Annotated in this window: 16 protein-coding genes and 1 pseudogene; 15 read left to right on the top strand and 2 right to left on the bottom strand. The window is 27.3% G+C overall.

Annotated features, from left to right (window positions below):
- From JWF52_RS08810 to JWF52_RS08750, 13 genes and pseudogenes are all read left to right on the top strand, one after another.
- Positions 1-1,624 (top strand): oleate hydratase (locus JWF52_RS08810; protein ID WP_208333205.1); only part of this gene is annotated, 1,624 nt, incomplete at its 5' end.
- Between the two features lie 176 nt (positions 1,625-1,800).
- Positions 1,801-2,022: an alpha/beta-type small acid-soluble spore protein gene (locus JWF52_RS08805; RefSeq protein WP_208333204.1), complete on the top strand. Its 222-nt coding sequence runs from the start codon at positions 1,801-1,803 to the stop codon at positions 2,020-2,022.
- Positions 2,023-2,215: 193 nt separating this feature from the next.
- Positions 2,216-3,331 carry a 4-hydroxybutyrate dehydrogenase gene (locus JWF52_RS08800; RefSeq protein ID WP_208333203.1) on the top strand — a complete coding sequence of 372 codons (1,116 nt, stop codon included), beginning with the start codon at positions 2,216-2,218 and terminating at the stop codon, positions 3,329-3,331.
- 277 nt (positions 3,332-3,608) lie between these two features.
- Positions 3,609-3,926 (top strand): thioredoxin, encoded by a 318-nt coding sequence (trxA, locus tag JWF52_RS08795; protein ID WP_208333202.1) that lies wholly within the window; start codon positions 3,609-3,611, stop codon positions 3,924-3,926.
- A gap of 115 nt (positions 3,927-4,041) precedes the next feature.
- Positions 4,042-4,359 carry a thioredoxin gene (trxA, locus tag JWF52_RS08790; protein WP_208333201.1) on the top strand — a complete coding sequence of 106 codons (318 nt, stop codon included), beginning with the start codon at positions 4,042-4,044 and terminating at the stop codon, positions 4,357-4,359.
- Between the two features lie 134 nt (positions 4,360-4,493).
- Positions 4,494-5,438, top strand: coding sequence for a C40 family peptidase (locus tag JWF52_RS08785; protein WP_208333200.1), 945 nt, complete (start codon positions 4,494-4,496; stop codon positions 5,436-5,438).
- An 11-nt stretch (positions 5,439-5,449) separates the two neighbouring features.
- The gene (locus tag JWF52_RS08780) at positions 5,450-6,337 is read left to right on the top strand and encodes a DUF2156 domain-containing protein (protein ID WP_208333199.1); all 888 of its coding nucleotides are present in this window, start codon (positions 5,450-5,452) and stop codon (positions 6,335-6,337) included.
- 153 nt (positions 6,338-6,490) lie between these two features.
- Positions 6,491-7,371: pseudogene (locus JWF52_RS08775) on the top strand (NAD(P)/FAD-dependent oxidoreductase).
- Between the two features lie 130 nt (positions 7,372-7,501).
- Positions 7,502-7,834, top strand: coding sequence for a winged helix-turn-helix transcriptional regulator (locus tag JWF52_RS08770; protein WP_208333206.1), 333 nt, complete (start codon positions 7,502-7,504; stop codon positions 7,832-7,834).
- 120 nt (positions 7,835-7,954) lie between these two features.
- The gene (locus JWF52_RS08765; protein WP_208333198.1) at positions 7,955-9,346 is read left to right on the top strand and encodes a dihydrolipoyl dehydrogenase family protein; all 1,392 of its coding nucleotides are present in this window, start codon (positions 7,955-7,957) and stop codon (positions 9,344-9,346) included.
- A 30-nt stretch (positions 9,347-9,376) separates the two neighbouring features.
- Positions 9,377-10,564 carry a redoxin family protein gene (locus JWF52_RS08760; RefSeq protein ID WP_208333197.1) on the top strand — a complete coding sequence of 396 codons (1,188 nt, stop codon included), beginning with the start codon at positions 9,377-9,379 and terminating at the stop codon, positions 10,562-10,564.
- A 10-nt stretch (positions 10,565-10,574) separates the two neighbouring features.
- Complete coding sequence (locus tag JWF52_RS08755) at positions 10,575-10,784, top strand: hypothetical protein (RefSeq protein WP_208333196.1); 210 nt, start codon at positions 10,575-10,577, stop codon at positions 10,782-10,784.
- 37 nt (positions 10,785-10,821) lie between these two features.
- The gene (locus JWF52_RS08750) at positions 10,822-12,186 is read left to right on the top strand and encodes a cation:dicarboxylate symporter family transporter (RefSeq protein WP_208333195.1); all 1,365 of its coding nucleotides are present in this window, start codon (positions 10,822-10,824) and stop codon (positions 12,184-12,186) included.
- 64 nt (positions 12,187-12,250) lie between these two features.
- Here the strand turns inward: JWF52_RS08750 and JWF52_RS08745 are convergent, their stop codons facing one another.
- Both JWF52_RS08745 and JWF52_RS08740 read right to left on the bottom strand, forming a co-directional pair.
- Positions 12,251-12,970 (bottom strand): biosynthetic peptidoglycan transglycosylase, encoded by a 720-nt coding sequence (locus tag JWF52_RS08745; RefSeq protein ID WP_208333194.1) that lies wholly within the window; start codon positions 12,968-12,970, stop codon positions 12,251-12,253.
- Positions 12,971-13,156: 186 nt separating this feature from the next.
- Positions 13,157-13,504, bottom strand: a complete 348-nt coding sequence (locus tag JWF52_RS08740; protein WP_208333193.1) for a hypothetical protein — start codon at positions 13,502-13,504, stop codon at positions 13,157-13,159.
- Positions 13,505-13,706: 202 nt separating this feature from the next.
- On the opposite strand from JWF52_RS08740, the gene JWF52_RS08735 reads away from it, so the two are divergent.
- Positions 13,707-14,027, top strand: coding sequence for a hypothetical protein (locus tag JWF52_RS08735; RefSeq protein ID WP_208333192.1), 321 nt, complete (start codon positions 13,707-13,709; stop codon positions 14,025-14,027).
- Between the two features lie 68 nt (positions 14,028-14,095).
- Positions 14,096-14,959 (top strand): HD domain-containing protein, encoded by an 864-nt coding sequence (locus JWF52_RS08730; RefSeq protein WP_208333191.1) that lies wholly within the window; start codon positions 14,096-14,098, stop codon positions 14,957-14,959.
- The last annotated feature ends 159 nt before the right edge of the window (positions 14,960-15,118 follow it).

Here is a 15,118-nt window from a genome sequence, read left to right as displayed (position 1 = left end):
AAAACCTAAAATAATAGTAAGGTCGATTCCATTTCAAAACAATAATGACAAACAAGTTTACTTTGTAGGAGGAGGTCTAGCTTCTCTAGCAGGAGCAGCATATCTTATAAGGGATTGTAATTTTAAAGGTGAAAATATACATATTATAGAAGGAATGAAAATACTAGGTGGTAGTAATGATGGTGCAGGAGATGTTACCAATGGATTTATATGCCGCGGTGGTAGAATGCTAAATGAAGAGACATATGAAAATTTCTGGGAACTATTTTCAAGCATTCCATCAATAGATTCACCAGGTATGAGTGTTACAGAAGAAATTCTTAATTTTGATCATTTACATCCAACGCATGCACAAGCTAGATTAGTTGATAAAGATGGGTTTATACAAGATGTAACTAGTATGGGATTTAATAATGCAGATCGTATGGCTCTTGGTAAATTAATGATTACGCCAGAAGAAAAATTAGATGATATGACTATAGAACAATGGTTTAAGCATACGCCACATTTCTTTACAACAAACTTTTGGTATATGTGGCAAACGACTTTTGCTTTCCAAAAATGGTCAAGCTTATTTGAATTCAAACGCTATATGGAGCGTATGATATTTGAATTTTCTCGTATAGAAACATTAGAAGGGGTTACACGTACTCCTTATAATCAATATGAATCTGTAATACTTCCATTAAAAGAATATTTAGATGAATTTGGAGTTGATTTTAGTATAAACGCTACTGTAACAGATTTAGACTTTAAAGAAGGAGATGAAATTACAGTAACTAAAATTCATATAGAAGACGAAAGTGGGAAAAAAGTTATTGAATTAAATCCAGGAGATGTTTGTATTATGACAAACGCTTGTATGACAGATAGTGCTACATTGGGAGATTTTAATACGCCAGCAGAGTATAATCCTAATAAGCCAATATCTGGTGAATTATGGTCAAAGGTAGCTAAGAAGAAACCAGGTTTAGGAAATCCAGAACCATTCTTTGGTAATCCAGATCAAACAAACTGGGAAAGTTTTACAGTTACTTGCAAAGGTAATAAATTGCTAAAATTAATAGAAAAATTCTCAACTAATATTCCAGGAAGTGGAGCATTAATGACATTTAAAGATTCAAGTTGGTTAATGAGTATAGTGGTTGCAGCACAACCACATTTTAAAAATCAACCTATTGATACTACAATTTTCTGGGGATATGGGTTATATACAGATAAAGTAGGGGACTATGTAAAGAAATCAATGCGTGAATGTAGTGGTAAAGAAATGCTAATAGAATTATTACATCATTTACACATGGAAGATAAAATTGAAGAGATTATGGAAGATGTTATAAATGTCATTCCATGTATGATGCCTTATATAGATGCACAATTCCAACCTCGTAAAATGAGTGATCGTCCAAACGTTGTGCCAAAAGGATCAACTAACTTTGCTATGATTAGTCAATTTGTTGAGATTCCAGAAGATATGGTATTTACTGAGGAGTATTCTGTTCGTGCAGCAAAGATTGCCATATATACTTTATTTAATGTAGAGAATAAGAAGATATGCCCAGTAACACCTTACAAAAAAGACCCAAAAGTATTATTACAGGCACTAAAAACTTCTTATAGATAAAGTTAAAATGAAAATGCTAATATGTATTTTTATATATTTAGTACTATATGTCTTTTATAATTTAAAGTTTAATAGCAAAATTTACAAAAGTAAATATAGTATAAAATACATATGATATAAGCAAATTATAATAGAAATTTAAAACATTAAATTTCATAAACTTTAGGAGGTTATTTATGTCAAATAAACCATCAAATCCAAATGCAAAACAAGCCTTAAATCAAATGAAGCTAGAAATAGCAAATGAAATAGGAATGGATATGAACAATATAAATGGAGCAAGTAAAACTGCTCAACAAAATGGTCAAATAGGTGGGCGTGTTGGTGGAGCTATGAGCAGAAAGTTAGTTGAAATGGGAGAAAAAGAACTGCTTAGAAGATATGGTGGTCAAGAATAATATCAATAAAAATATGGTAGAGAAAAATCTCTACCATATTTTTAATTACTTTACTTTATTAAAAAGCCAGAAGTAATATTTTGTAAATTATGATAAAATGGTTATGTTATTAATAAAAATAATAGCTATAAATTACTAAGTAATAATCTTCAAGTTTTAAATAAGTAAATAGTAATATATAAGGAGAATAACAATGAAATTATTTATGGAAAAAACAAACGTACAAAAATTTAGTAGTACAAAAGAATTTGTAGAAGAATTTCAAATAGGAGAAGATGATTTTATACTTGTGAGTAAGAGACTATATGAAAAATACTTTAGTTTATTAGATATAAAAGCAACTGTAATATATAAAAATAAATATGGAGCCGGAGAGCCTACAGATATAATGATGGACAGTTTACTTGAAGATTTTAATAAAAGTAACTGTAAAAGAATTATTGCAATTGGTGGCGGTGCAGTAATTGATATGTCAAAAATACTAGTATTAAAAGATGGAAAATCTGCTGATGATATTTTTAATAAAAGAATCCCTCTTAAAAAAGTAAGACAATTAATAGCGATTCCAACTACATGTGGAGCAGGATCAGAAGTTTCAAATATAAGTGTTACAGAGATGACAAAATTAAATTCTAAATTCGGTCTAGCTATAGACGAGCTATATCCAGATTATGCTGTTCTTATTCCGGAACTTTTAACGGACCTTCCATATAAATTTTTCGCTACAAGTGCAATTGATGCACTTATTCATGCAATAGAATCATTTATGTCACCAAAAGCAAATATGTATACTGAAGTATTTAGCAAACAAGCAATGGAAATGATTTTAGAAGGATTTAAAAAAATAGCAAAAGATGGTCAAGATGCACGATTCTCAATCCTTGACCAATTTCTTACAGCAAGTAATTTAGCAGGAATAGCATTTAGTAATGCTAGTAATGGAGTAGTACATGCTATGAGTTATCCTTTAAGTGGATGTTATCATGTGCCTCATGGTGAAGCTAATTATTTATTCTTTATAGCTGTATTTAAAGAATACAATTCTAAAAATCCAAATGGAAAGATAAAAATACTAAATGATCTTTTAAGCAATATATTAGATTGTGATGTTCATGAAGTATATGAAAAAATTGAAGAATTATTAGATAAGATTATAAGTAGAAAGAATTTAAGAGAGTATGGAATGAAAGAAGAAGATATAGAAAGCTTTGCAGCAAGTATTGTTGAAAATCAACAAAGATTACTTAGTCAAGGATATGTTCAATTTTCAGAAGAGGAACTTGCAGGTATTTATAGAAAACTATTTTAAAATCATATAAAGATTACATACAAAATAGGTCTGAGTTTAAGTTCAGACTTATTTTTATACAATATATTAGGACATATATAAATAATAAAAAAATAATTAATATAGTCTATGAGGGGTATAAGTATAAAAATAAGATATTATGATTTTGGAATAATATAAAACTTAAAATAATGTGTTAGATAGTTACAAAAAAGTACCTAATTGCATAAGAAAACATACAGTATTAATATTATTACATAAAGAAGAATAAATTAAAAATTATAGGAGAGTGAACCTTATGGCACAAATAATAAAAACAAATGAATTTTCAAATAAAGTTGAAAATAAAGATGGGATAGTAGTAGTAGACTTCTTTGCAACTTGGTGTGGACCATGCAAAATGTTATCACCAGTATTTGAATCATTAGGAAATGATATGGAAAATGAAGCAGACTTTTTAAAAGTTGATATAGATCAAAGTATGGAATTAGCAGAAAAATTCCAAGTAACTACAGTACCAACAGTAATAGTATTTAAAGAAGGAAAAGAAATGGATAGATTAGTAGGATTTATACCTAAAGAAAACTTAAAAAACAAAGTAGAGTCATACTTATAAGATAAAGTGTAATTCAACTAGTTACAAAAAAGTGCCTAGTTGAATAGAGATATATATAGTAGTAATCTAATTATAGAGAGAAAAATAAATCAAAAATTATAGGAGAGTGAGCATTATGGCACAAATAATAAAAACAAATGAGTTTTCAAATAGAGTAGAAGATAAAAATGGGATAGTAGTAGTAGACTTCTTTGCAACTTGGTGTGGACCATGTAAAATGTTATCACCAGTATTTGAATCATTAGGAAATGATATGGAAAATAAAGCAGACTTTTTAAAAGTTGACATAGATCAAAGTATGGAATTAGCAGAAAGATTCCAAGTAACTACAGTACCAACGGTAATAGTATTTAAAGAAGGAAAAGAAATGGATAGACTAGTAGGATTTATACCTAAAGAAAACTTAAAAAACAAAGTAGAATCATACTTATAAAATAAAAAAACTCATTTAAATAAATGAGTTTTTTTATTTTATATATGCTAGTTACTAAAAAGTAACTTATTAAATAATAGCATCTAATTTGATATATTGTTAATAGACACAAAATAGACATAAGGAGAAGGACCATGATAAGTAAAAATATAAAGATTTCAGCAGGACTGGCAATAGTGGGTACTGCTATATCAATACCTTATACATATGCTAATAATCAAGAAGGAATAGTAAACACAAGTGTTTTAAATATAAGAACTGGACCTAGCACAGATTACAATGTAATATATAAAGCAAAAAAGTCTGAAAAAGTAAGTATTATAGAAAATAATAATGGGTGGTATAAGGTAAAGTTATCAAATGGAAAATTAGGATGGGCAAGTTCTAATTATATAAAAATATCACAAACTAATTCAAACTCGAATGACACAGTACAGAATAACTCAGTAAGTTTGTCTGGACAAAAAGGTAAAGTAAATGTTAGTTCAAAGTTAAACTTAAGAAAAGAAGCCTCAACGAATTCTTCGATAATTACTAAACTAAGTAATGGGCAAGTTGTTGATCTATTAGAAAAAAGTAATGGATGGTACAAAGTAAAATTATCAAATGGACAGGTAGGATGGGCAAGTTCTGATTATATAAATTTATATAAAGTAGAAAGCAATAATAAACCAGCGGAATCTGATAATGAATCAAAACCTCAATTAAATAAAGTACAAGCAATAGTAAAAAAAGCTCATGAACAATTAGGAAAGTCATATGTATGGGGAGCAGAAGGACCAAATAGTTTTGACTGTTCTGGGCTAGTTCATTATGTATATGGTCAACATGGAATAAAAACACCGAGAGTATCAAGAGATCAATATAAAGCAGGAAAATCTGTAAGTCAATCGAATTTACAACCTGGAGATTTAATTTTTTCTAGTACAGATGGAAGTGGAAGAGTAACTCATGTTGGAATCTATGTAGGAGAAGGTAAAATGATACATGCCCCTAATTCTAAAGGTGTAGTAAAAAAAGTAGATATAAACGCATCTTATTGGCAAAAGGCATATGTTGGAGCTAAAAGGATAATATAGATGGAGGAAACATGTTTAAATTAATAGATATAGAGTCGAAAAAAATAATTGATAAATATTTTGATTTAGTAGATTATGAAGCCTGTGAATATTGTTTTACGACTTTATATATGTGGAAAGATTTATATAATATAAAATATTACCAAGAAGAAAAATTTATAATAATATCTGGAGAGTATGAGGGAAAGTTTTTCTTCATACAACCACTTGTATGTAAAGATAATATAAAGTATGCTATGCATTTTATACTCAATTATTTTAAAGAGAATAATAAAAAACTAATTTTAAAAGCAATAACAAAAGATTTTATAGATTATATAGAAAGTGAATATCCAAATAAATTTAATTATATGGAAGATAGGGATAATTTTGATTATGTTTATGAAGGTGAAAGTTTAAGAACTTTAGTTGGAAAGAAAAATCAAAAGAAAAGAAACCACTTAAATTATTTTTTAAAAGAGTATGATAATATTGAATATAAAGCATTAAACGAAAGTAATTTTAATGAATGTATAGAATTATTAGATAGTTGGATGGATAATAAAGAAATAGATAAAGAATTAGAAACTGAAAAAAAAGCTATAGACAAAATATTTAAAAACTATAAATATTTAAAAGATAAAATAAAAGTTGGAGGAATATATATTGATAATAAATTACAAGCATTTTCTATAGGTGAAATGCTGACTGATGATATGGCATTAATACACATTGAAAAAGCCAATCAAGATATTAGAGGTTTATATCAATATATTAACCAACAATTTATAGTTAATGAATTTAATGAAGCTAAGCTTATAAATAGAGAAGAAGATTTAGGAATAGAAGGTCTTAGAAAAGCAAAGCTTTCATATCATCCAATAAAATTTACTGAAAAATACACAATAACAGTGTTATAAATAAAAAAGAGCATATATCTATGCTCTTTTTTATTTATATAAATTAGGTTACTAATAAGTGCCTAATTGTTGGATATGAAGACAATTGTTATAGTAAATATATAAACTAACTAAAGAAAGGCTAATTAATGCAATTAGACAATAGGTGAAATTATGAGATATGATATAGCAATAGTTGGTAGTGGTCCTGCAGGACTTGCAGCAGCAGTAAATGCAAAAATTAGAAATAAAAACATAATTGTATTTGGAAATGACAATATAAGTGCAAAGCTTGTAAAAGCGCCATCAATAGATAACTACTTAGGTATTAATAATATAAGTGGATTAAACTTAAAAATAAATTTAAAGAACATATAGATGAGATGGGTATAGAAATAACTGAAAAAAGAGTTAACAATATATACAGTATGGGTGAGTACTTTGCAATAGCTTGTGGTGATGATATGTATGAAGCGACTACAGTTGTATTAGCAACTGGTGTAGAGTATGGAAAAATGTTAAAAGGTGAAGAAGAATTTTTAGGAAAAGGTGTAGGATATTGTGCAACATGTGACGCAATGCTATATAGAAATAAAGATGTTGCAATAATAGGACATAATCATGAAGCAGAAGAAGAAGCAAACTTTTTAAGTGAAATAGCAAAAAGTGTTACTTATATACCTATGTATAAATTAGAAAGTAAGCTTAATGATAGTATAAATATAATGGAAGATAGACCAGTAGAAATAAAGGGAGATAAATTAGCTAATAAATTAGTATTAAAAAATAGTGAACTAGATATAGATGGTATTTTTATAATAAAAGATAGTGTTTCTCCAAAATATATGGTTCCAGGATTAGAAGTTGAAGGACCTCATATAAAATGTGATAAAGACATGAATACTAATATTGAAGGTTTATATGTGGCAGGAGATTGTGCTGGTAAGCCATATCAATATTTAAAATCAGCAGGGCAAGGTCAAACTGCAGTATCTAGTGCTATTTCATACTTAGATAAAAAAAGGATTAAAAATAAAATGGCTGTAAACGCTTAATATAATTAACAAAAACTCATTGGCACTTTGCTAATGAGTTTTTTATTTGAAAACTAACTTACAAATGGTATAATATAAAAAATTAATAAATGACAAAGTTAATTAAATGGGAGGATATAAAATGCAAAACATGTATAGTATAGATGAAATAATATATGATTGTCCAGTGGAAGCTTTATCTAGTATATTAGGAAAAAAATGGGTTGCAGGAATAATATGGGAGCTTCAAAATAAAAAAGTTAGATTCGGAGAATTACAAAGAAGCCTTGAAGGATGTAGCAAAAAGATGCTAACACAACAACTTGAATTATTAATAAATAATGATATTGTAGTTAATGATAAAAAAATAAGCAATAATGCTGTGGAATCTACTTATTACCTGAGTGAATCAGGATTAGCATTACTTCCTATTATGGAGACAATGATTTATTGGAGCAATAGTAACCTTGCTTGTGGTAAATAAAAAATTGAATACTAAGGGTAGTTACAAAAAAGTGCCTAATTGAGACCAAGACCCTTCCTTGCTATATTATATGTATAAGATAAATACGAAATATTATATAGTAAGGAAGGGTTGATTAATATGACAAAGAAATTTGATGCCATAATAATAGGATTTGGAAAAGGTGGAAAAACATTAGCTGGAGACTTAGCTAATAGGGGACAAAAAGTAGCTTTAATAGAAAGGTCTTCAAAAATGTATGGAGGAACTTGTATAAATCAAGCATGTATACCTACTAAGATTTTAGAAAATGAAGCTAGTATAATAAGAAGAGAAAATATAAATGAATATGATAAAATGAAAGTTAAATATGAAGAATCAATAAACAAAAAAGAAACTTTAATTACTAAATTAAGAAATGCTAATTATAATAAATTAAATTCAAATGAAAATATAACTATATTCACAGGACAAGGTTCATTTGTAGATGAAAGAACTGTTGAAGTTAACACGATAGATGGAGAAAATCTTTTATTAGAAGGGAAAAAAATATTTATAAATACAGGATCAAAACCATTTATCCCGAATATAAAAGGAATAGAAAATTCTAATATAGTTCATACAAATGAAACTATAATGAATTTAAAAGAATTACCTAAAAAAATGACTATAATAGGTGCAGGCTTTATAGGTTTAGAGTTTGCAGGTATATATAGTTCATTTGGAAGTCAAGTAACTGTTATAAATACTCATAGCACTATATTACCTAAAGAAGATGAAGAAGATACTAATGAAATAATAAATATATTACAAAAAAGAAATGTAAGATTTATAAATGAAGTATCTATAAAAGAAATAATAGAAGAAAATAAATTAGCTAAGTTAGTATATATACAAAATGGTGAAGAAAAAGAGTTATCAAGCGATATAGTTTTAGTGGCTACAGGTAGAAAAGCAAATACTGAAGGGTTAAAGTTAGAAAATGCGGGTATAAAGTTAGACACTAGAGGATTTATAAAAGTAAATGATGTATTAGAAACAAATGTAAAAAATATATGGGCATTAGGTGATATAAACGGTGGACCACAATTTACTTATATATCATTAGATGATTATCGTGTAATAATTGACCAATTATTTGGAGATAAAAGTAGAAAAACTAGTGATAGAAAGAATGTTCCAAGTGCACTGTTTATAGACCCAGCATTCTCTAGGGTGGGATTAAATGTAAAAGAAGCTAAAGAAAAAGGTTACAATGTATTAGTGGCAAAAATGGCTACAGAAGCCATACCAAGAGCTAAACAAATAGGAAAAACTGAGGGTTTTATAAAAATAGTAATAGATAAAGATAGTGAAAAAGTTTTAGGTGCAACTATGATTGCCCATGAATCTAGTGAAATGATTCATCTTATACAATTAGCAATAGATTTAGACGTTAAATACACTTATTTAAGAGATAGAATATATGCACATCCAACTATGACAGAATCTCTTAATGATATATTATCATCAGCGATGATAAAAGAAGTATAGTATTAAATTAATAATTTAGAGGAGTATATAATGGAAAAAATAAACTTAGTTGTGGTGTTTTTAGAAGGAATATTATCCTTTTTCTCGCCGTGTATATTGCCTATACTACCAATATACTTAAGTATGCTATCAAACAGTAGTATAAACAATTTAAAAGATGAACGTACTAGATTTACAAGTAGTTTACTGTTTAAAAATACCTTATTCTTTACATTAGGTATATCAACTACATTCTTTATATTAGGATCATCAGTAAATGCTTTAAGCTCATTTTTTAATACTAATAAGGATATAATAATGTCAATTGGTGGTCTTGTTATAGTCTTTATGGGTATGTTTTATATGGGTCTTATCAAATCATCTTTATTAAATAGAGAAAAAAGATTTAATATGAAAGCTAAGGAAATGAATCCTATTTCATCATTTTTATTAGGATTTACATTTAGCTTTGGATGGACGCCATGTATAGGACCAATACTTGCATCTGTGCTTATAATGTCATCAAGTTCTAATAGTGTAGCTACATCAAATTTACTTATAGTAGTTTATACTATAGGCTTTATACTACCTTTTATACTAGTATCATTATTTTATAATAAATTGTTCAAAACAATAGATAAAATAAAAAACTATATGGATGTAATTAAAAAAATTGGTGGAGTTATACTTATAGTATCAGGGTTAGTTATGTTTGCAAATGGATTTGATGGAACTATTAATCATTTCAATGCATCAAATAAAAGTAAAGTTGAAAACAACCAAAATCAAAATGATAAAGAAAATAGTGAGAAAGTAAAAGCTTTAGATTTCAATTTATATGACCAATATGGAAAAGAACATAAATTAAGTGATTATAAAGGAAAAACTATATTTTTAAATTTCTGGGCTACATGGTGTCCTCCTTGTAGAGAAGAAATGCCATATATAGAAGAATTATATAAAGAGTACAATAAAAATAATGATGATGTTGTAATACTTGGAGTAGCATCTCCAAATTTAGGGAATGAAGGTAGTCAAGAACATATAAAAAGCTTCTTAACTAAAGAAGGTCATACTTTCCCAGTAGCACTTGATGATGGTGGAAGTTTAGTCTACCAATATGGAATAAATGCATTCCCATCAACATTTATAATAGATAAAGAAGGATATATAACTCAATATGTCCCAGGAGCAATGAATAAAGAAACTATGAAACAACTTATAGAAAGCTTTAGATAAAGGTGATTTTATGAAGATAAATATAAAAAAGCTTAGTAATTATCTAATGAATACAGGGATATTATTATCCCTGTATAGTTTATATGTGGTATATTATAGCAGAAAAAGTATGCCACCAGGAACATGTCCTATTGATGAAAATAATAATTTATTATATGTATCAATAATCATATCAGCTTTAGGTTTTATAACATCATTTATTCAAAGTAAAGAAGAATAAAATATATAAATTAGACATTATGAAAGGAGGAAGCAATATGAACTCAACATTTTTTTCACAATTTCTTATGGTAACAAATGTATTAACATTAGTTTCAATAGTAATATTAATAGGACTATTCTTTATAACTAAAAAGTTAAGTAAAAAGGTAAATTTTACAAAGTTGATGATAATATCAACTTTATTAGGTATAGGACTAGGGGTGGTAATTCAGTGTATAGCTAGATTCCCGAAAGATCCAAGTACTATAACATGGTTAAATGAAGTAAACAAGTGGTATGGACTTATAGGATACGGATTTATGGATATATTAAAAATGCTTGTAGTGCCACTTGTATTTGTATCGATAATAAGAGTTATTATGAATTTAAAAGAAGGCGAAGATATAAATAAATTGACTTCAAGAACAATAATAATGTTACTTGGTACAACAGCAGTAGCAGCAATTATAGGAATTATCATAGGTAATTTATTTAAATTAGGAGTTGGGCAACAAGTAGCAGTAGCTAGTGATGAGATGAAAGAGATAACTCCAGTAGTAGATACATTAAGAAGTTTATTACCATCAAATCCAGTAAAAGCAATGGCTGATGCTAATATAGTAGCAGTAGTAATATTTGCAGCATTTATTGGTTTAGCTATAAAAAGATTAAATAAAAAATATTCGGATGTAATAAAGCCTTTTGTAGATTTAATAGAAGCTTTTTATAAAATAATTGTTAGTGTATCTATAACTGTTATAAAGTTTATGCCATACGCAGTTATAGCTCTTATGGCAAATACAATAGTAGGTCGTGGAATTAGTTCTATATTTGGTGTAATAGACTTTATAATAGCTTTATATATAAGTGTATTTATAATGTTTATAATACATTTAATTATAATAAGTTTAAATGGAATAAACCCTATAACATATATAAAAAATGTTTCAAAACCTCTTATACTGGCATTTACATCAAGATCAAGTGTAGGTACACTTCCTGTAACTATAGAAGCTCTAACTGATAATGTTAAGGTAGATGAAGGTATAGCAAGTTTTGTAACTAGTTTAGGTTCTAATATGGGGATGAATGGATGTGCAGGTATTTATCCAGCATTAATGGCAGTAACTATTGCAAATATGTCAGGTACGCCTATGGACTTTAGTTTCTATGCAATGTTAATAATTGTAGTGACAATTAGTTCGCTAGGAATAGCTGGAATACCAGGAACAGCTGCTATGGCTGTATCAGTTGTAATATCAGGTATGGGAATGGGAGCATATTTCCCACTTGCAGGAGGTATATTAGCTATAGACCCTATATTAGATATGGGTCGTACTATGCTTAATGTAAATGGTAGTATGACATCAGCAGTGACTGTTGCAAATTCATTTAATAAAATAGATAAAAATAATATATAATATGACCAATAAAAAACTACTGATTTTATTATCAGTAGTTTTTTTATTATATAAATTACTTAATTTATATTCTATAATCAACATCGCCTAATACATAGTATTCATTACTGTGCTCCAAAACATCATTTTTATTCATTGCCTCTAGTACAACTTTTTGACGAGCCATAGCTTTATTATAATGACTACTTAAAGCGTATCCATTTGGAGATTGAGGAAGCCCTGCTAAAATAGATGCTTCATTCAAATCTAAATTATTAGGTTCAGTGCCGAAGTAACCTTCACTAGCTTCTTTTATACCTATATAATTATCACCATAATTTATGATATTTACATACATTTCAAGTATTTCATCTTTAGAATAACTTTTTTCAAGATTATTAGCTAAAAATACTTCTGATATTTTTCTAGAAAGGTTTTTGTCTGAATCTAAGTAGAGATTTTTTGCTAGTTGCTGAGTTATAGTGCTTCCACCTTGAACTATTTTACCTTCAACAACATTATTTATTGTTGCTCTTAAAATTGATATAAAATCTAGACCACCATGTTTATAAAATCTATGGTCTTCAACTGATACAATTCCATCTAAAAAATCTTTATCTATTTTTTCGATGGATGTGTAGTCCTTATCACTTTTAATTTCATTTACTTTTTCCTCTAAACTTATAGAGCTTATTACTTCTTTATATTTATTGTAGCCATCTATAACAGTGCCCCCTACCGATACGCATAAAAGTATCATTAGAGATGCTATTGATAGTACTAAAATCTTAATTGATTTTTTCATAATAGATACTCCTTTAATCTATGTCATGTGTAACTTATTTTTATATCTATTTGTTTTATAAAGATATTATACACGGATTTTAGACAAAAATCCTTAAATATAACTTAAATTTATATTACAATTTTGACATATAAAGTTAAAATTGATTTAAGGTTGAGTAACTATTTAAAGTCAACTATAGAGAAATTATATCCTAGATAGTATAATTTCATTAACTTTATACTTAATACTATACTCAGAAAATATAGTCAAAGTTTCATGAAGACCAATGCTAGATATTATACCCATAGCACTTAAAAAATTAACACCTGCCAATTCAGAAATCATAGGGGCAAATCCTATTGAACTTAAAAATGCAGCACCATCAAGAGATTTTTCTAAAGTATATTTACATCTATTTCTATTAGAGTCACTTATAACAATATTATTAAGAGGTTTTAAAGTTTTAATAATTTTCTCATCATTAATTATAATATGACTTTTTTTATTCTTAAGAGCAGTTTGAAGCTCTGATTTATTATTTATTTTATACATATTAATTACTTCCCTTCAAATAAAGATAATAAAGATTTTTTTAATTTAAGAAACATTATATCATGAATTTTATAAATTATAGATTTAATAATTTAAATATAAGAGCATTGGAAAGGAAAAAAGATAAACTTTATTTAATTAATATTAAGTATAAGTAGTGATATAATTATTTTATATAGTCATAAAAATAGGGGGAACTATTATGGGATTATGTAAAGATGAGATGAAAAAATTAATAAATGGGGAAGTAGAATCTGTACATATAATTTCTGAATTTGAAACACTTCAAGGTATATCTACATCAATACAAGTATGGAATTATGATAATGAAAAAGATATTATATCATATACTACAATTACAAAATCTAACGCTAAAAAACCATATTTTATTAAGATAAAAAATGGAGGAGACTTTGTAAATAAAAAATATGTAGGAGAAAGTTTGACAGATGATGCTAAACTTACACTTACTACTAAAGAAAAAGCTTTAGAACTTTTACAAAAATTACAGCAAGATAAGTAAATAGTAGATTTTAAAATTACAAATTTAGCACATACTAAATCTAAATAAGATGAAATGGAGTATATGCTATGAGTAATAAAACAAAAAGAACTCTTATGATAATGAAACGTTTATATAAGGATGGAAATAAAACCGTATATTCATTGAGTGATAAAAATGGATATATAAAAGCAAAGGTTGCAAATAAAGGAAAGTTAGATATAGGACAAGTAATAGAAATAGAAGATAATAATGAATATGTAGTTGATGTTTCAAATTATAAAATAATAACAGACTATAAGCTAGAGGACTATCTTCCAACTTCTAAAATGCCAATAGAAGATATTATGGATGAGATAGAAGAAATAAGTAAAAAGTATATTACATCACCTCAAGCAGTTAAATTAAATGATTATTTTTTTAAAGATGAAGAGTTTCTAGCAAAATTTAAAAAGTGCATAGGTGGAGTATCTATGCATCATAATTATATAGGTGGTTTAGCAGAACATACTCTTCATGTAATGCATTTAACTCAAATATTTTGCGAAATTTATCATTGTAGACGACCAGAAATAGCGATTTTAAGTGCAAAACTTCATGATATAGGTAAAATACATGAACTTTTCTATGAAGGACCATTTAAGTATACATTAGAAGGTGAATTAGAAGGGCATATTGTAATCGGTGTTCAAATGATAGATAGAGCATTAAGGGAATGTGGTAATGTATTTAGTGAAGATTTTATAAGAAGAGTTAAGGGTTGTATAACTCAACATCATGGAAAAATAGAATATGGCTCTCCAAAAGCTGCAAATATGGAAGAGTCATTTATATTAAACTATGCAGATAGTATAGACGCAACTTTAAATAAAATAAATCAACTTAAGGAAAGTTGCGAAAAAGATAATTGGTCTGAATATGAAAGAAAATTAGATACAAGGCTTTATTTATAAATTATAAAAATGCAGATGATTCTGCATTTTTATAATTTATAAATTCCTAGTAGGTATAAACACATTAAAAAACAAGAAAAATACGTACATAAAATACGAAAATAATAAAAATGTTAGTTATTATTCGCATTTTATCTAGGAAATAATACAAGATATGAT

The sequence above is a fragment of the Clostridium sp. CCUG 7971 genome, from assembly GCF_017590215.1.
In the GTDB taxonomy this organism is placed as follows: domain Bacteria; phylum Bacillota; class Clostridia; order Peptostreptococcales; family Peptostreptococcaceae; genus Faecalimicrobium.
Note: the sequence above shows the minus strand (reverse complement) of the source record. Positions and strands in the feature narration are given on the sequence as shown.